12 protein-coding genes and 4 tRNA genes are annotated in these 17,726 nt (G+C 49.1%); 15 read left to right on the top strand and 1 reads right to left on the bottom strand.

What is annotated here, in order from left to right:
• Nucleotides 1-96: 96 nt before the first annotated feature.
• Nucleotides 97-1,830 carry a hypothetical protein gene (locus EOPP23_RS08360; protein WP_153765494.1) on the bottom strand — a complete coding sequence of 578 codons (1,734 nt, stop codon included), beginning with the start codon at nt 1,828-1,830 and terminating at the stop codon, nt 97-99.
• A gap of 177 nt (nt 1,831-2,007) precedes the next feature.
• Here EOPP23_RS08360 and birA point away from each other — a divergent pair, with 177 nt between their 5' ends.
• The 15 genes from birA (at nt 2,008) to rpoC (ending at nt 17,590) form a co-directional block, all read left to right on the top strand.
• Nucleotides 2,008-2,970: a bifunctional biotin--[acetyl-CoA-carboxylase] ligase/biotin operon repressor BirA gene (gene birA / locus EOPP23_RS08355; RefSeq protein ID WP_153765493.1), complete on the top strand. Its 963-nt coding sequence runs from the start codon at nt 2,008-2,010 to the stop codon at nt 2,968-2,970.
• Entirely contained in the window at nt 2,967-3,716 is a 750-nt protein-coding gene (locus EOPP23_RS08350; RefSeq protein ID WP_153765492.1) for a type III pantothenate kinase, read from the top strand. Before birA ends, EOPP23_RS08350 begins: the two co-directional genes overlap by 4 nt.
• An 85-nt stretch (nt 3,717-3,801) precedes the next feature.
• Nucleotides 3,802-4,518, top strand: a complete 717-nt coding sequence (locus EOPP23_RS08345) for an SPOR domain-containing protein (protein WP_153765491.1) — start codon at nt 3,802-3,804, stop codon at nt 4,516-4,518.
• Nucleotides 4,519-4,647: 129 nt separating this feature from the next.
• Nucleotides 4,648-4,731 (top strand) — tRNA-Tyr (locus EOPP23_RS08340).
• Between the two features lie 81 nt (nt 4,732-4,812).
• Nucleotides 4,813-4,886, top strand: a tRNA-Gly gene (locus tag EOPP23_RS08335).
• Nucleotides 4,887-4,903: 17 nt separating this feature from the next.
• Nucleotides 4,904-4,979: transfer RNA gene (locus EOPP23_RS08330), tRNA-Thr, on the top strand.
• Nucleotides 4,980-5,132: 153 nt separating this feature from the next.
• Nucleotides 5,133-5,208, top strand: a tRNA-Trp gene (locus EOPP23_RS08325).
• Nucleotides 5,209-5,311: 103 nt separating this feature from the next.
• On the top strand, nt 5,312-5,683 hold the full coding sequence (gene secE / locus EOPP23_RS08320; RefSeq protein ID WP_153765490.1) for a preprotein translocase subunit SecE: 372 nt from the start codon (nt 5,312-5,314) through the stop codon (nt 5,681-5,683).
• Between the two features lie 10 nt (nt 5,684-5,693).
• The gene (gene nusG / locus EOPP23_RS08315) at nt 5,694-6,227 is read left to right on the top strand and encodes a transcription termination/antitermination protein NusG (protein WP_153765489.1); all 534 of its coding nucleotides are present in this window, start codon (nt 5,694-5,696) and stop codon (nt 6,225-6,227) included.
• A 194-nt stretch (nt 6,228-6,421) separates the two neighbouring features.
• On the top strand, nt 6,422-6,856 hold the full coding sequence (gene rplK, locus EOPP23_RS08310; protein WP_153765488.1) for a 50S ribosomal protein L11: 435 nt from the start codon (nt 6,422-6,424) through the stop codon (nt 6,854-6,856).
• Nucleotides 6,856-7,551, top strand: a complete 696-nt coding sequence (gene rplA / locus EOPP23_RS08305; protein ID WP_153765487.1) for a 50S ribosomal protein L1 — start codon at nt 6,856-6,858, stop codon at nt 7,549-7,551. The genes rplK and rplA overlap by 1 nt, the downstream gene beginning before the upstream one ends.
• 290 nt (nt 7,552-7,841) lie before the next feature.
• Entirely contained in the window at nt 7,842-8,372 is a 531-nt protein-coding gene (gene rplJ / locus EOPP23_RS08300; RefSeq protein ID WP_153765486.1) for a 50S ribosomal protein L10, read from the top strand.
• 97 nt (nt 8,373-8,469) lie between these two features.
• On the top strand, nt 8,470-8,841 hold the full coding sequence (gene rplL, locus EOPP23_RS08295; RefSeq protein WP_153765485.1) for a 50S ribosomal protein L7/L12: 372 nt from the start codon (nt 8,470-8,472) through the stop codon (nt 8,839-8,841).
• Nucleotides 8,842-9,245: 404 nt separating this feature from the next.
• On the top strand, nt 9,246-13,322 hold the full coding sequence (gene rpoB / locus EOPP23_RS08290) for a DNA-directed RNA polymerase subunit beta (protein ID WP_153765484.1): 4,077 nt from the start codon (nt 9,246-9,248) through the stop codon (nt 13,320-13,322).
• Between the two features lie 56 nt (nt 13,323-13,378).
• Nucleotides 13,379-17,590, top strand: a complete 4,212-nt coding sequence (rpoC, locus tag EOPP23_RS08285) for a DNA-directed RNA polymerase subunit beta' (RefSeq protein WP_153765483.1) — start codon at nt 13,379-13,381, stop codon at nt 17,588-17,590.
• Nucleotides 17,591-17,726: the final 136 nt, after the last annotated feature.

Raw genomic sequence — 17,726 nt, 5'->3', positions numbered from 1 at the left:
TAATTAAGGTTATCGTTTGGATCAAAAGAAAATGAAGGTCCTCCGAGTAGTAAAGATGCACGCAATTCATGCATCTTTAGGCGCTCATTTTTATTATCACTTAAAGTAGCTGTAGATAAACAGGTTGGCTCTGGACACCCAGGCATTGTGTGGTTCTGATTTGAATACCGGGTAGACAGCTGTCTTTCCTGTTATATACCAGCCTGATGAGGCTTTTAGCCCTACAGGACTTAAAGCCAGCAAGGGAATCCTGTCATCAGTCGTCATGTTTCCATGCTCGATAGCATCCTGCGCAGCTTTTGAGTCCAGAGTATTTAGCTGTTCCCAGGTGATACTCCCGAGGCAGGCTGCATGGCTGCCTGCTCCAAAAGAAGTGAAGTATCCAGGATTGCAGTGATCAACCAGAGCCTGATGGAAGTCATTGAGCTTGTCTTCGATGAGAGTGCTACCTGTTACAAACTTAGTGAAACCATCCAGGGTTCCATAAACAGGGTTAGTCGTAAGTCCTTCAATAATCTGGTCTCCGGAATAGCGCGGGAGATTAATACCAAATTGCAGAAGCACTTTACGAATGAAATTTGAGACATCCTGCCCGTTGTAATTGTCCGGGCCTACAGGTGCTTCACCCCAGGCAAAAGGCTTATTTTCATTCGGCCTTACGTACCAGGGATTATCAAAAGTATTGAGATGCAGCTGTCTCTGATATTCAGCGACAGTGAATGGATGTGATACAGGCCTGATATGATCGGCCAGCTCTTGTTCCGAGTCTTTTACTGCCAGGTGAGTGTTGGTGAGGTAGGCATGATAAAGCTTTAACCCGTGGGGTGTGGTTGGCAGCTGATTATCATAGAGAGAAATCGCTGTAAGGAATTGATCGTTATTTCTCAGTATGGGTGTGCCTGGGCGTAGAAAACGGCGACGGTCAGTAAAATAGGTAGCACTCAACCTGGTTGAAGCAACCAGTTCGACACTGTCTTTTGCCGCCGTTTTATATATCTCAATGTCTTCAGCAGAGAGCAAAGCCACATGTTCTGAGCGAACAAATTTAATGCCAAACTCCGGTCTCCATACGATGAGCCATGAGCTGTCTTCCGGCGTCATCTTTTCATCATCATTCAATTGTCCAAGGACATAAAGTGGGGTGTTAGCTGGAATAAAGGATGATGAGGTTTTCTGATCCGAGCCTGTATTGGCAGTACCGGCAAGGTCATTAGTAATAGCTTCTTTGCTTGGAAGGAATGATGCATGAGCGTCCGTAACGGTTATTGCTCTGGCGTCGTGAGAGAAGGTTGAGAAGGTATCAAGGCTGAGTATCTTCCTGGCAAATTGTAATTGTTTTTCTCGAGTGATTTTAGTACCGGAAAGGAAGTAGCGATCGAGTCTGGCTATCGTCAGAATATTGTCTAGCAAGTGGATGATGAGATTTGGTTCATCATTATCCAAAGCATGAAAAAGGTTCTGAGGTCTGTTTGCGATAAAGGCCTGACTAGAGCTTACGTCGTTAGTGCTGCCAGCTAACTCTTTTTGATAAGTAGTAAAGACATCCTTAATGAGTAACTGAATTTTGGAGCTATCTTTTGGGGCTGGTATGTTCGTCAAAACCTGATTGAGCCAGGTTTCATTCCATGGCGCCAGCAGTTCTTCTTCATAGTTCTTATTTTTAATCTCTCCCAACACTGTATCTGGCTCGAAGCCTTGCAGAGAAAAAATTTGATCGTAGTCCTGCAGTCCTGGATATATATCCAAGGAGTGGTCGTTAGGGGAGTGTGCATAAGCTACAAAAGAAAGCCCTACGGCAAAAGCAGCGGATAGATTCTTATAAACGTTCATTAATTTCTCTCTGCTTTGGTGTAGAAATAATATAGCTACACATTTACTTCTAAGACTCGGCATCTGACAGAAAGTTCGTTACTGATTTGAGGCAGCAGCCAACAGCGCATATCATTTGCCATTCCAATGGAAGAGCACTAACGGTTTTGTACCGGCCAGACTTACTTTAGGCAGAGAATGCAGAAATTATTAGCACTGTTATCCGATGGTCAGTTTCACTCCGGTGAAGAGTTGGGAGAAAAGCTGGGTATCAGTCGTGCAGCTATATGGAAAAAGCTGAAATCGCTCGAAGAACTCGGATTGACGCTGGATTCTGTTCGTGGCAGGGGTTATCGACTCGGCTCAGGGATTGAACTGCTTGATGAACAGCAGATCCTTCCTGTTATTGAACCGGATATAACTGAACGCGTAGAACTTCATACTACTTTGTCTACGGGTTCAACCAACGACTGGGTTCGTGAGTTGGGTAAACTGCCTGGTGACAAAGTGCGCTATTGTCTGGCAGAGCATCAATCGGGTGGTCGCGGACGAAGAGGGCGAGTCTGGCAAAGTCCATTAGGTTCAACCATCAGTCTCTCTGCTCTGTGGAACAGTGGAGAAGGCACTGCTTCTCTGGAAGGTTTGAGTCTGGCCGTTGGCCTGGCGGTCGTAAAAGCACTTGAATCGGTGGGTGTCAGAGATCTGAAACTGAAGTGGCCCAACGATATTCTCTGGCAGGGGAAAAAGCTAAGCGGCATTCTGCTGGAAGTTAGTGGTGATCCAACAGGTGAATGTCAGGTCATTATTGGTATAGGTATAAATATACGATTATCTGATGAACATCTGGTGAGTATCGATCAACCAGCAACGGATCTTCATAGAATCTGCGGTAAAGCGGTAAGCCGTAATCAAGTGGTTGGTGAGCTGGTTAACAGTTTGAGCCATTTATTGAAAGGTTTCAGTCAGGGAGGTTTTGCCCTGTTCCGTGATCAATGGTGTGAGTACGATGCTTTTAAAGGTGATCCGGTGAAACTGGTTGCAGCGACCAGAACGGTGCATGGCCGTTGCATGGGTGTTAATGAGCTGGGTGGCTTGATGCTGGAAACGGATTCAGGCGTTATGGTGTTTAACGGTGGCGAGGTCTCCTTGAGAAAATCATGACAGATGCTCAGAAACACCTGCAGCTGGATGCGGGCAATACCTGCTTGAAATGGCGACTGGTGAGTGGGTCTCAAACCATTGATTCCGGACGTATTGATAATAAAAAGAACTGGCAGGACGAACTTTCTGCCATTGTGACAACGGCTGGTGGTATTTCTGCAGCGGCTATCTCGATGGTTTCCGGTGCTGACCGGCTGGAGCGACTTCAGCAGATACTAAGAGATATTGCAGGTATTGAACCGATTGTTGCCAGAACACAGAAACAGTGTGCAGGTGTAACGGTTATATATAAGAAGGTAGAGATGCTGGGTGTCGATCGCTGGCTCGCTATGCTGGCAGCGCACAACAGTCATCCTGACAATATAAAAGTGGTTGTTGATTGCGGCACGGCTATGACTATTGATGTAGTTGATTCAGAAGGGCTGCATCTGGGTGGTTACATAGTGCCTGGACTGAGACTGATGAAAGAATCTCTGGCCATTAACACTGCTGAGCTGGAGACGGTTGAGCACCCTGCTCATGCAACAGAGTTGGGTGATATAACCATGGATTGCATCAATCATGGTGTTCTTGCCATGAGTGTGGCTATGGTAGATGAAGTATGTGCTCGGTACCGGAACGCGGTACTCTATATTACCGGAGGCGATGCTCCGCAGCTGCTAGACCATTTGAAAAGCCAGCATCAGCGAGTCTATGTTCCTGATCTTGTGATGGACGGTCTGGGTATTATCAGTCAGCATCGTTAATGTTCTTTCCTCTATATGAGAAGAAAGAAACAATAAGTAATAAATTCAGGCCTGAAGGCATCAGGCATTCGAAACAGGCTTGGTTATGCGCTGGATCTTTCTTGTTCTTCTTTTTGCAAACGCCTGCTACTTTGTCTGGGGCTATTATCAGCAGTCTCATCAGAATTATCCTGAAGTTGCGCCTGTAACAAATGCAGTGCCGCTGCAGGGCAAGCGTATCGTCCTTCTCTCTGAAATTGCGGCCAAGCCAAAGAGTATCGTATCTGTTACTGCCTCTAAGAAAGAACAAACAGAAACAAAGGTTCATAATGCCAGACAATGCCTTGTGCTGGGTCCATTCAGGACAGCAAAGAAAGCTGACCAGTTGCAACAACGGCTATTCTCTCTCGGGCTAAGCAGTCGAGAACGTTCTGATAACGAAGCCGCCGGAGAAGATTACTGGGTTCATATTCCACCTCTGGCAAACAGGCAGGCAGCCATTCGATTACTGCGTGAGCTCCAGGGGCAGGGGATCGACAGTTTTGTTATCACTCAGGGAGAGCTGGCCAACGGTATTTCACTGGGACTGTTCACTAAACAGAAATCTGCAAACCAAGTCAGCCGTCGTTTATTAGAAGCAGGGTATGAAACAGCTATTAAGAAACTGAAAAGAAATCCAAAAGTATTCTGGCTGGAAATGGAGGCAGGTAAAGCCGGTGATCTGGGTGGAAAAATATGGGCTGATATCAGTAAAGAATACAAAGGGCTGAAAATGCTGGAAAAAAGCTGCAAAGGGATTGCAACTGACGATTCGTTTCACTAATATACGCCTGCGCTTCGGGGGCAGCCATTCAAAACAAGAGATGGCGGCGAAGCAACAAGCTTTCTACTCAGCCAGTAGAAACAACAGCTTGACTTTGAAAAGCTCCTGAATAAAATAGCGCAGCACTGAGGTGGGGTTCCCGAGTGGCCAAAGGGATCAGACTGTAAATCTGACGCGAAAGCTTCGCTGGTTCGAATCCAGCCCCCACCACCACTTTTCTTTAGTCTTCTTTTTTGAGAAGGTTAATGAAGCGGGATTCGCAAGAAGCGATGCTTGCTTGGCGAATTTAGCTCTGCGGGTATAGTTCAATGGTAGAACCTCAGCCTTCCAAGCTGATGATGCGGGTTCGATCCCCGCTACCCGCTCCAATATTCTGAATTAGAGTGCTCTCGTAGCTCAGTTGGTAGAGCGCACCCTTGGTAAGGGTGAGGTCGGCAGTTCAAATCTGCTCGAGAGCTCCAGAATATATAAGGGAAGCGAAATGCTTCCCTTATTTTTAACCTCAAGGTTTGGGTTGAGGTTTAATAGAATAAGACTTTTCAGTTTGATCGGGGTCGATTATAATTTATCGGTCCTCGTATCAAGAGAAGGTAGTCGATCGACTACTCAGATACAGGCCAGTAGTTCAATTGGTAGAGCACCGGTCTCCAAAACCGGGGGTTGGGGGTTCGATTCCCTCCTGGCCTGCCATATCTTGATTCAAGCCAACTTTGTATTAAGTGCTCTTGATTGTAAAAGTTCTTAGTAATTGAAGTTATTAGGCAAAGCTTTTCCGAATAGAGAAAGTCAACTGATGAGTGGAAAACCTGAAGTAGCGACTGAGGGTCGTCTGGATGGGCTTAAATGGGCCTTGGTAGCGATTCTGGTAGCGGCTGGCGTAGCTGGAAATACATATTTTACTGAAGAGTCTGTTCTGTATAGAGCATTGGCTCTTGTTGCGTTGGCGGTTGCTGCGGGCTTTATTGGTCTGCAGACCGTGAAAGGCGGCGCCTTCTGGAACCTGGTTAAAGAAGCCAAGGTTGAGATTCGAAAGGTTGTCTGGCCGACTCGTCAGGAGACAGTACAAACCACTCTGGTAGTTGTTGCAGTAGTGGTTATTATGGGCCTCATTTTATGGGCGCTCGATTCTCTGCTAGGCTGGATGATCAGTAGCCTGATTGGATAGGGATAGGACAATGGCGAAACGTTGGTATGTAGTTCATGCCTATTCAGGCTATGAAAAGCAGGTGATGCGTTCGCTGACTGAGCGCGTCAAGCTTCACAGTATGGAAGATCACTTTGGTGAGATTTTAGTTCCAACTGAAGAAGTGGTTGAAATTCGTAACGGCCAGAAGCGCAAAAGTGAGCGTAAGTTCTTCCCTGGTTACGTGTTAGTCCAGATGGAAATGAACGAAGATAGCTGGCATCTTATTAAAGATACGCCGCGAGTGATGGGCTTTATTGGTGGCACAGCCTCCAAGCCAGCACCGATCACCGAGAAAGAGGCAGACGCTATTCTTCAGCGTGTTCAGGATGGTGTTGAGAAGCCTCGTCCGAAGACGTTGTTCGAACCTGGTGAAATGGTTCGAGTTATTGATGGTCCATTTGCGGACTTCAATGGTGTGGTAGAAGAAGTTAACTACGAAAAGAGTCGCCTGCATGTGGCGGTTATGATTTTCGGACGCTCTACACCAGTCGAGCTGGAATTTATTCAGGTCGAAAAAGTCTGACAACCATGACCGTTTCATGGTAAAAAGGTCGGCTTAGATTGCAAAACCCTGCATGGTTGCGAACGATGCAGGGTTTTTATATGAAGGACGTAAGTCCAAAAGCGGGTAGCCGGATGTTGGGGCGACTCTTCTATAGTGATTTCGCTATAAAGAGTTCTCTGTATATAAGGCAGTGACCCAATATTGAGGTTATCATGGCTAAGAAAGTCGAAGCTTACATTAAGCTGCAGGTACCTGCGGCTAAAGCTAATCCTTCACCACCAGTTGGTCCAGCTTTGGGTCAGCACGGCGTGAATATCATGGAGTTTTGTAAAGCGTTTAACGCCAAAACTCAGGATATGGATGCTGGTATGCCAATTCCGGTAATCATTACCGTATACGGCGACCGTAGCTTTACCTTCGAAACAAAAACTCCGCCTGCATCTGTTCTGCTGAAGAAAGTTCTGAAGCTGAAGAGTGGTTCTGGTCGTCCTAACACTGAAAAAGTGGGCACTGCTACTCGCGAGCAACTGCTGGAAATCGCCAAGATCAAAGAACCAGACCTGACAGCAGCTGACGAAGATGCGGCTATCCGCACCATCGCTGGTTCCGCTCGTTCCATGGGTATCAACGTGGAGGGCGTAGAATAATGGCTAAGCTGACTAAGCGTGCAAAGATGATTGCTGAGAAGGTTGTAGCTGAAAAAGCTTACTCCTTCGAAGAAGCTGCAAACGTCCTGAAGGAAGTTTCCAGCGTTAAATTTAAAGAATCTGTAGAAGTTGCTATCAATCTGGGTGTGGATCCTCGTAAATCCGACCAGGTTGTTCGTGGCTCTACTGTAATGCCTGCTGGTACTGGTAAAGACGTTCGCGTTGCTGTGTTTACACAGGGCGCTAACGCTGAAGCTGCTAAGGCAGCTGGCGCCGAGATCGTTGGTATGGACGATCTGGCTGCACAAGTTAAAGCTGGCGAGATGAACTTCGACGTAGTTATCGCTTCTCCTGATGCGATGCGTGTTGTTGGTCAGCTGGGTCAGATCCTGGGCCCACGTGGTCTGATGCCTAACCCTAAGGTTGGTACTGTAACTCCTAACGTTGCTGAAGCAGTTAAGAACGCTAAAGCTGGTCAGGTTCGTTTCCGTACTGACAAGAACGGTATCATCCACGCTGGTATCGGCAAGATCGATTTTGAAGCCGCATCGCTGAAGCAAAACGTTGAAGCGCTGATGGCTGAGCTGAAGAAGCTGAAGCCTTCTACCAGCAAAGGTGTTTACGTGAAGAAAGTTACCCTGTCCTCTACTATGGGTCCAGGTCTGACTGTCGACATGAGCACTCTGGAATACTGATTAAAGAGTTATAGATAGTCCGACTTTTGTCTGACTGTCTGTGATTCAAACAGACTTTGGGGTCTCCATTTTTATGGAGACCGTCAAAGATCGCAGGTGTGAAGAGTTGTTCTCGCGAAAGTGGGGTTGGATTTTAGATCTGACAAAAAACTCGACACTTAATGCCCTGCGTAGACGGTGAAGAAAATCCTTTCATTTGAATTGGTTTTTACCCATCACCGTATTGTAAGTGTCTGATGCACTGCTTTGCAGATGTATCGGATTTAACTTCATAAATTGGAGTAAGCCAAATGGCGTTAGGACTCGAAGACAAGAAGGCGATTGTCGCCGAAGTCAGCGAGGCTGCACAAAGCGCTCTGTCGGCTGTTATCGCGGATTACCGTGGTCTCTCTGTTGGTCAAATGACCGAACTGCGTAAGCAGGCTCGTGATGGTGGCGTATACCTGAAGGTTGTACGTAACACACTGGCTCGCCGCGCTGTTGAAGGTACTGATTTTGAGTGCCTGCAGAGTGAACTGGTTGGTCCTACCGTGCTGGCATTCTCTCAGGAAGATCCAGGCGCCGCTGCGCGTCTGATTAAAGACTTCGCTAAAGAGAATGCAGAACTGGAAGTTAAGGCTCTGTCCATCTCTGGGCAGGTTCTGGGTGCAGAACAAATCGATGTTCTGGCCAAGATGCCTACTCTGGATCAAGCTCGCGCGATGCTGATGAGTGTAATGATTGCACCTGTAACCAAGCTGACAAGAACTCTGAACGAGTTCCCACTAAGCATTACACGTGTAATGGCAGCTGTTGCCGACGAGAAGAAAGAAGCCGCTTAATCTCTTTGAAGAGAAAGCCCTTTTGGGTTTGGTTTTTTGATTCTTATTTAAACGAATTTTTGGGGTTCGCCCCACACTAAGATTTTGGAGGCCTACAATGGCTCTGTCTAAAGAAGATATCCTGAATGCAATCGCTGAAATGTCCGTAATGGACGTTGTTGAGCTGGTTGAAGCTATGGAAGAAAAGTTCGGCGTTTCTGCTGCTGCTGCTGTTGCTGCTGCTCCAGCTGCTGCTGAAGCTGCTGCTGTTGAAGAACAGACTGAATTCGACGTAATTCTGACTGGCGCTGGCGACAAGAAAGTAAACGTAATCAAGGTTGTACGTGCTGCAACTGGCCTGGGTCTGAAAGAAGCTAAGGGCGTTGTAGACGGCGCTCCTGCTCCTGTTAAAGAAGGCGCAAGCAAAGAAGAAGCTGAAGAGCTGAAGAAGCAGCTGGAAGAAGCTGGCGCTTCCGTAGAAGTTAAGTAATTCTACACAGCTTTGAAATATCCAGAGTCTATTGCATAATAGTCTCAGGTGGCTGGTGCCTATAGGGTACCGGCCTTTTTCCGTTGTATGAGCTGTATCGTTCCGGACCGTTTCGGTTGAGAACGTTCGCTCCACTGAAATTACTTTCGTTTTAGCGGTTGAAGCTCGGAAGCAAGCTATTCACCGTACATTAAAGCGCAGGTAATAAGCGAAAGTTGCAGTGTGATACAGGTCTGTCACCAAGGGAAACCTTTGACGGACGCTAGAGCTCATGCAACGGTTAACGGTTGAAATCACCGTTTTTTAATTGGGTATCAAAGGGGGCCACCCGCCCTCAATAAACCTAGATGGCCAGACCATGAGGTCTGAACGCCAGAACCAGGTGACCAAGCTGGGGAACGCTGATGGCATACTCGTATACAGAGAAAAAACGCATCCGCAAAGACTTCGGCAAATTGCCGCATGTCATGAATGTGCCCTATCTTCTGGCGATTCAGCTTGATTCTTATCATAAGCTGCTGCAGTCCGGAAAAGAGCCGTCCGCACGTGAAGACATTGGTCTGCACGCTGCATTTAAATCCGTATTTCCTATCGTAAGTTATTCAGGTAATGCGGCGCTGGAATATGTGAGCTACAGGCTCGGCAATCCAGCGTTTGATGTCAAGGAATGTCAACTCCGTGGTGTAACCTACGCAGTACCTCTGCGTGTGAAGGTGCGCCTGATCATTTATGATAAGGAGTCTTCCAACAAAGCGATTAAGGACATCAAGGAACAAGAGGTCTACATGGGCGAAATGCCGCTCATGACCGACAACGGTACCTTTGTTATCAATGGTACTGAGCGAGTAATCGTATCTCAGCTTCACCGTTCTCCGGGTGTATTCTTCGACCACGACCGTGGTAAGACACACTCCTCCGGTAAACTGTTGTACTCCGCTCGTGTAATTCCTTACCGTGGTTCATGGCTCGACTTCGAGTACGATCCGAAGGATCTGCTGTTTGTCCGTATCGACCGTCGCCGCAAGCTGCCTGCGACAATCCTGATGCGTGCGCTGGGCATGAACAACGAAGAAATTCTGGATTACTTCTTTGATAACATTCACTTCACTATTGGTGCCGAGTCAGTAAGTACTGAATTCGCACCTGAGCGTCTGCGCGGTGAAGCGGCAAGTTTTGATATTAAGGATGCTGAAGGCAATGTTCTTGTAGAACAAGGTCGTCGTGTAACTGCGCGTCATATTCGTCAGTTGCAGAAATCCAAGCTTGAACGTCTAGAGGCCCCTATTGAGTACCTCTACGGCAAGAAATTGGCCAAAACTGTAATTCACTCCGCTACTGGCGAAATCATTGTTGACTGCAACACTGAAATTACGCCTGAAGTGTATGAGCAGCTAATGTCTGCTGGTATCAAGCAGATTGAAACCATCTACACGAACGAGCTGGATTGTGGTTCCTATATTTCCGACACCCTGCGTGCGGATTCCACAACCAACCGTCTGGAAGCATTGGTAGAAATCTACCGTATGATGCGCCCGGGCGAGCCACCAACTCAGGATGCGGCAGAGACTCTGTTCGGTAACCTGTTCTTCTCTCCAGAGCGTTATGACCTTTCTGCGGTAGGCCGTATGAAGTTCAACCGTCGTCTGGGTCGTGCAGAAGACACAGGCTCCGGTGTGCTGGATAACTCCGATATTCTGGAAACTCTGAAGACACTGGTAGACATCCGCAACGGTAAAGGTATCTGTGATGATATCGATCACCTGGGTAACCGCCGTGTTCGTTCTGTTGGTGAAATGGCTGAAAACCAGTTCCGCGTAGGTCTGGTTCGTGTTGAACGTGCCGTTAAGGAACGTTTGAGCCTGGCAGAATCCGAAGGCCTGATGCCTCAGGATCTGATTAATGCCAAGCCAGTTGCTGCTGCCGTTAAAGAATTCTTTGGCTCCAGCCAGCTGTCCCAGTTCATGGACCAGAACAACCCGCTGTCTGAGGTAACTCACAAGCGTCGTGTTTCTGCGTTGGGCCCAGGTGGTCTGACCCGTGAACGTGCAGGCTTCGAAGTTCGAGACGTACACCCAACCCACTACGGTCGTGTATGTCCAATCGAGACCCCTGAAGGTCCGAACATCGGTCTGATCAACTCTCTGGCTACTTATGCCCGCACCAACGACTACGGTTTCCTGGAATCTCCATACCGTCGTGTTGTTGATGGCAAGGTAACAGAAGAAATCGATTACCTGTCCGCTATCGAAGAAGGACAGTATGTAATCGCGCAGGCTTCTGCGAAAATGGACGACGCTAAACAGCTGACTGAAGAGCTGGTTAACGTTCGTCACCGCAACGAATTTACCCTGATGGGTCCTGAGAAAGTCCAGTACATGGACGTCTCCACCAAACAGGTAGTATCCGTAGCGGCATCTTTGATTCCATTCCTCGAGCACGACGATGCTAACCGAGCTTTGATGGGATCGAACATGCAGCGTCAGGCTGTACCGACTCTTCGTGCCGACAAGCCTCTGGTAGGTACCGGTATGGAGAAGAACGTAGCTTCTGACTCCGGTGTTTGTGTTGTTGCCCGCCGTGGTGGTGTGGTTGATACCGTAGACGCAGCCAAGATTGTTGTTCGTGTCAACAGTGACGAACTGCAGCCAGGCGAAGCCGGTGTAGACATCTACAACCTGACCAAGTACACCCGTTCTAACCAGAACACCTGTATTAACCAGCGTTCTCTGGTTCGTGCCGGTGAGCAGATTGCTCGCGGCGACATCATGGCTGACGGTCCTTCCGTAGACATGGGTGAGCTGGCTCTGGGTCAGAACATGCGCGTGGCATTCATGCCATGGAACGGTTACAACTTTGAGGATTCTATCCTCATCTCTGAGCGTGTTGTTCAGGAAGACCGTTTCACCACGATTCACATTCAGGAACTGACCTGTGTGGCTCGTGACACCAAACTGGGTTCAGAAGAAATTACTTCTGATATTCCAAACGTTGGTGAATCCGCGCTGAACAAGCTGGACGAAGCCGGTATTGTTTACGTTGGTGCTGAAGTAGGCGCTGGTGACATTCTGGTCGGTAAGGTAACTCCGAAAGGCGAAACCCAGCTGACTCCGGAAGAAAAGCTTCTGCGTGCGATCTTTGGTGAGAAGGCGTCCGATGTTAAGGACACTTCCCTGCGTGTACCTACCTCTGTGAAAGGTACCGTAATCGACGTACAGGTATTCACTCGTGACGGTGTTGAAAAAGACACGCGCGCCCTGGCTATCGAAAAGACAGCTCTGGATGAATACCGCAAAGACTTGAACGAAGAGTTCCGTGTTGTAGAACAGGACACCTTCGAACGTCTGGAAACGGCTCTGGTTGGTCAATCAGTGGATCGTGGACCTGGCCTGGCCAAAGGTAACACCATCACTTCTGAATACCTGGCTGGTCTGGAACACGAACAGTGGTTCCGTCTGTCCATGTCTGACGAATCTCTGAACGAGCAGCTTGATCTGGCTCGCGAACAGCTGAAAGAGCGTCGCGCAATTCTGGACGAGCGTTTCGAAGACAAGAAGAAGAAGCTGCAAACCGGCGACGACATGGCACCTGGCGTGCTGAAGATCGTTAAGGTTTACCTGGCTATCAAGCGTCGTATCCAGCCTGGTGACAAGATGGCGGGTCGTCACGGTAACAAGGGTGTTATCTCTATCATCATGCCTGTCGAAGACATGCCTTATGATGCTGAAGGTAACCCGGTTGACGTGGTGCTGAACCCTCTGGGTGTACCGTCCCGAATGAACGTTGGGCAGGTACTGGAAACTCACCTGGGTGCAGCGGCTCGAGGTCTGGGTCACAAGATCAATCGCATGATTGAGTCTCAGAAGAAGATCGTTGAAATCCGTCAGTTCCTGGACGAGATTTACAACGGTACCGGTGAAGGTCGCTTTGAAGATCTGAACTCCTTCTCTGATGAAGAAATCATGGATCTGGCGAAGAACCTGCGCGGCGGTGTTCCAATGGCGACTTCCGTATTTGACGGTGCCAAGGAATCCGAAGTTAAGGATCTGCTGCGTCTGGCTGATCTGAGCGACACTGGTCAGGTTACCCTGCACGACGGTCGTACCGGTGACTCTTTTGATCGTCCGGTAACCGTTGGTTACATGTACATGCTGAAGCTCAACCACCTGGTTGATGACAAGATGCACGCACGTAGCACCGGTTCTTACTCTCTGGTAACCCAGCAGCCTCTGGGTGGTAAGGCCCAGTTTGGTGGCCAGCGTTTCGGTGAGATGGAAGTATGGGCACTGGAAGCATACGGTGCCGCTTACACTCTGCAGGAAATGCTGACTGTTAAGTCCGATGACGTGGCCGGTCGTACCAAGATGTATAAAAACATCGTTGATGGCGACCACCGTATGGAACCAGGCATGCCTGAATCCTTCAACGTATTGTTGAAAGAGATTCGTTCCCTGGGTATCGACATCGAGCTGGACACCGAATAACGAAAACGTGACGTTGGGGGGCTTTATGCTCCCCGGCATTACGAGGAGATGCGATCTTGAAAGACTTGCTAAATCTGCTCAAGACCCAGGGCCAAACCGAGGAGTTTGACTCGATTCGTATCGGTCTGGCTTCACCAGAGATGGTACGTTCCTGGTCTTACGGCGAAGTTAAAAAGCCGGAAACAATTAACTACCGTACGTTCAAGCCTGAACGTGACGGTCTTTTCTGTGCCAAAATTTTTGGCCCGGTAAAGGATTATGAGTGCCTGTGCGGTAAGTACAAGCGCCTGAAGCACCGTGGTGTAATCTGTGAAAAGTGTGGCGTAGAAGTTGCACTGGCTAAAGTGCGTCGTGACCGTATGGGTCACATCGAACTGGCCAGCCCGGTTGCTCACATCTGGTTCCTGAAGTCCCTGCCGTCCCGTATCGGCCTGCTGCTGGACATGACTCTGCGTGATATCGAACGTGTTCTGTACTTCGAATCATACGTTGTAGTTGATCCGGGCATGACGACTCTGGAAAAGAACCAGCTGCTGTCTGACGAACAATACTACGAAGCCCTGGAAGAATTCGGTGACGACTTCGACGCTCGTATGGGTGCTGAAGCGGTTAAAGCCCTGCTGGCTGACATCGACCTGGGTGAAGAAGTGGAAATTCTGCGTGAAGAGATTCCGCAGACTAATTCCGAAACCAAACTGAAGAAGCTGTCCAAGCGTCTGAAGCTGGTTGAAGCGTTCCATAAATCAGGTAACAACCCTGAGTGGATGATCCTGACCGTTCTGCCGGTTCTGCCGCCAGATCTGCGTCCTCTGGTACCTCTGGATGGTGGCCGTTTTGCAACGTCCGACCTGAACGACCTGTACCGTCGAGTGATCAACCGTAACAACCGTCTGAAGCGTCTGCTTGACCTGAATGCACCAGACATCATTGTCCGCAACGAAAAACGTATGCTGCAGGAATCTGTAGATGCGCTGCTGGACAACGGTCGTCGTGGACGTGCTATCACCGGTTCCAACAAGCGTCCTCTGAAATCCCTGGCTGACATGATCAAGGGTAAGCAGGGTCGTTTCCGTCAGAACCTTCTTGGTAAGCGTGTTGACTACTCCGGTCGTTCCGTAATCACCGTAGGTCCTACCCTGCGTCTGCATCAGTGTGGTCTTCCTAAGAAGATGGCGCTGGAGCTGTTCAAGCCGTTCATCTTCGGCAAGCTGGAAGCACGTGGTCTTGCTACCACTATTAAAGCTGCCAAGAAGATGGTTGAACGCGAAACACCTGAAGTGTGGGACGTTCTGGCTGACGTAATCCGCGAACATCCGGTCATGCTGAACCGTGCACCAACCCTGCACCGTCTTGGTATCCAGGCGTTCGAACCGGTTCTGATCGAAGGTAAGGCAATCCAGCTGCATCCGCTGGTTTGTGCGGCATACAACGCCGACTTCGACGGTGACCAGATGGCGGTACACGTTCCACTGACTATTGAAGCTCAGTTGGAAGCCCGTGCCCTGATGATGTCTACCAACAACATCCTGGCTCCGGCAAACGGCGAACCCATCATCGTACCTTCCCAGGACGTTGTACTGGGTCTGTACTACATCACCCGTGACCGTATTAACGCCAAGGGTGAAGGCATGGCTTTCGTTGATGTCAACGAAGCAATGCGCGCGTACCGTACCGGTAATGCTGAGCTGCACGCTCGCATCAAGGTTCGTGTACACGAAAAATACACAGACGATGAAGGTGTGGAGCACGAGAACAAGTTCCTCGCTGACACTACCATCGGTCGTATTCTGCTGTGGGAAATCGTCCCTATGGGTCTTCCATTCGAACTGGTTAACCAGGCGATGAAGAAGAAAGCGATCTCCAAGCTGCTGAACCAGTGCTACCGTCGTTGTGGTCTGAAAGATACCGTTATCTTTGCTGACCAGATGCTCTACATGGGCTTCAACTACGCAACACTGTCTGGTGCTTCTATCGGTGTGAACGACTTTGTTATCCCGGATAACAAGCCGAGAATCATCAACGACGCCAACGAAGAAGTTCGTGAAATCGAAAACCAGTTTGCTTCCGGTCTGGTAACAGCGGGCGAGAAGTACAACAAGGTTATCGATATCTGGTCTCGTGCCAACGAACTGCTGGCCAAGTCCATGATGGACAACCTGAAATCCGATACCGTCATTAACCGTGAAGGTAAGGAAGAAGAGCAGGAATCTTTCAACAGCGTTTACATGATGGCCGACTCCGGTGCTCGTGGTAGTGCTGCACAGATTCGTCAGCTGGCTGGTATGCGTGGTCTGATGGCTAAGCCGGATGGCTCCATCATCGAGACTCCTATTACCGCGAACTTCCGTGAAGGTCTGAACGTACTGCAGTACTTCATCTCTACTCACGGTGCTCGTAAGGGTCTGGCGGATACCGCTCTGAAGACAGCTAACTCCGGTTACCTGACTCGTCGTCTGGTAGACGTTGCGCAGGATCTGGTTGTTACTGAAGACGACTGTGGCACTCTGCGTGGTCTGGATATGGCTCCACACATCGAAGGCGGTGAAGTGGTTGAGCCTCTGGGCGAACGTATCCTGGGTCGTGTAATTTCCGAAGACGTTTATCAGCCTGGCGCTGCCAACGAAATGGCTGTTACTGCTGGTACCCTGATCGACGAAGCCTGGGTTAAGCGTCTGGAAGACATGAACGTTGACGAAGTCAAGGTTCGTTCTCCAATCACCTGTGACACTCGCCACGGTATTTGTGCGATGTGTTACGGTCGTGACCTCGGTCGCGGACACCTGGTTAACAAGGGTGAGGCTGTCGGCGTAATCGCTGCACAGTCCATCGGTGAGCCGGGCACACAGCTGACCATGCGTACCTTCCACATCGGTGGTGCTGCATCCAGAAACGCTGCACAGGACAACATCTCTGTTAAGAGTAAGGGTACTGCCCGCCTGTTGAATCTGAAGCACGTTGAGCGTAAAGACGGCAACCTGGTTGCTGTAAGCCGTTCCGGTCAGTTGGCTATTGCCGACGAATTCGGTCGTGAGCGTGAGCGTTACAAGCTGCCATACGGTGCTGTTCTGTCCGTTAAGCACGAGAACGAAGTCGAAGCAGGTCAGATTGTTGCGAAGTGGGATCCACACACGCACCCAATCGTTACTGAACTGTCCGGTACTGTTAAGTTCCTGGGCATGGAAGAAAACATCACCGTTAAGACTCAGACTGATGAGTTGACCGGTATGTCCAACATCGAAGTGATGGATCCTAAGGATCGTCCTTCTGCTGGTAAGGACATCCGTCCTGCTATCCAGCTGCTGGATGAAAATGGCAAAGAACTGAAGCTGCCTAACACTGATGTAGCTGCTCAGTACTTCCTGCCTGCTAACGCTCTGGTTAACCTGGCTGATGGCGCGAAAGTAGAAATCGGTGACGTTGTGGCTCGTATTCCACAGCAGTCTGCGGGTAACAAGGACATCACTGGTGGTCTGCCACGAGTGGCCGACCTGTTCGAAGCGCGTAAGCCGAAAGAACACTCTATCCTGGCGGAAATCACCGGTACCATTGGTTTCGGTAAGGAAACCAAGGGTAAGAAGCGTCTGGTTATCACTCCGAACGACGGTACTGATCCGTACGAAGAGCTGATTCCTAAGTGGCGTCACCTGAACGTGTTCGAAGGTGAGCAGGTGACCAAAGGTGAAGTAATCTCCGATGGTCCTACCAACCCACACGACATTCTGCGTCTGTTGGGTGTTGGTGCGCTGGCTGTTTATATCGTTAACGAGATCCAGGACGTATACCGTCTCCAGGGTGTAGGCATTAACGATAAGCACATTGAGACCATTCTGCGTCAGATGCTGCGTAAGGTAGAGGTTGCCGACACCGGTGATTCTGTACTGATCCGCGGTGACCAGATGGAGCTGACTAACGTTCTTGAAGAGAACGAGAAGCTGGTTGCGCAAGACCTGATGCCTGCCAAGTACGATCGCGTACTGCTGGGTATCACCAAGGCGTCTCTGGCGACTGAATCCTTTATCTCTGCGGCTTCCTTCCAGGAAACCACACGAGTGCTGACCGAAGCAGCTGTTACCGGTAAGCGTGACTACCTGCGTGGTCTGAAGGAGAACGTTGTTGTAGGTCGACTGATTCCTGCGGGTACCGGTCTGACTTACCACGAAGAGCGTAAGAAGGGTCGTGAAGAGCCTGAGTTCGACGTACCAAGCAAGGTATCTGCTTCTGAAGTTGAAGCGGCTCTGTCTGAGGCTTTGAACTTTGGTGATATTTAATCTCTAGGGATTAAATAGATCTGACAAAAAAAGGCTGCATCACTTCGGTGATGCGGCCTTTTTTATGGTTAAATTTTCGGATACATGGCTTGTTAAAAATAGTTGCTTATTAAAAATAGTTTGTTGAAAAATGGCT

The sequence above is a fragment of the Endozoicomonas sp. OPT23 genome, from assembly GCF_009653635.1.
Classification (GTDB): domain Bacteria; phylum Pseudomonadota; class Gammaproteobacteria; order Pseudomonadales; family Endozoicomonadaceae; genus Endozoicomonas_A.
Note: the sequence above shows the minus strand (reverse complement) of the source record. Positions and strands in the feature narration are given on the sequence as shown.

What these genes read in the sequence shown, in the direction of transcription:
- EOPP23_RS08360 (WP_153765494.1), bottom strand. Translation starts at nt 1,830, where the DNA reads ATGAACGTTTATAAGAATCTATCCGCTGCTTTTGCCGTAGGGCTTTCT.
- birA (WP_153765493.1), top strand. Translation starts at nt 2,008, where the DNA reads ATGCAGAAATTATTAGCACTGTTATCCGATGGTCAGTTTCACTCCGGT.
- EOPP23_RS08350 (WP_153765492.1), top strand. Translation starts at nt 2,967, where the DNA reads ATGACAGATGCTCAGAAACACCTGCAGCTGGATGCGGGCAATACCTGC.
- EOPP23_RS08345 (WP_153765491.1), top strand. Translation starts at nt 3,802, where the DNA reads ATGCGCTGGATCTTTCTTGTTCTTCTTTTTGCAAACGCCTGCTACTTT.
- secE (WP_153765490.1), top strand. Translation starts at nt 5,312, where the DNA reads ATGAGTGGAAAACCTGAAGTAGCGACTGAGGGTCGTCTGGATGGGCTT.
- nusG (WP_153765489.1), top strand. Translation starts at nt 5,694, where the DNA reads ATGGCGAAACGTTGGTATGTAGTTCATGCCTATTCAGGCTATGAAAAG.
- rplK (WP_153765488.1), top strand. Translation starts at nt 6,422, where the DNA reads ATGGCTAAGAAAGTCGAAGCTTACATTAAGCTGCAGGTACCTGCGGCT.
- rplA (WP_153765487.1), top strand. Translation starts at nt 6,856, where the DNA reads ATGGCTAAGCTGACTAAGCGTGCAAAGATGATTGCTGAGAAGGTTGTA.
- rplJ (WP_153765486.1), top strand. Translation starts at nt 7,842, where the DNA reads ATGGCGTTAGGACTCGAAGACAAGAAGGCGATTGTCGCCGAAGTCAGC.
- rplL (WP_153765485.1), top strand. Translation starts at nt 8,470, where the DNA reads ATGGCTCTGTCTAAAGAAGATATCCTGAATGCAATCGCTGAAATGTCC.
- rpoB (WP_153765484.1), top strand. Translation starts at nt 9,246, where the DNA reads ATGGCATACTCGTATACAGAGAAAAAACGCATCCGCAAAGACTTCGGC.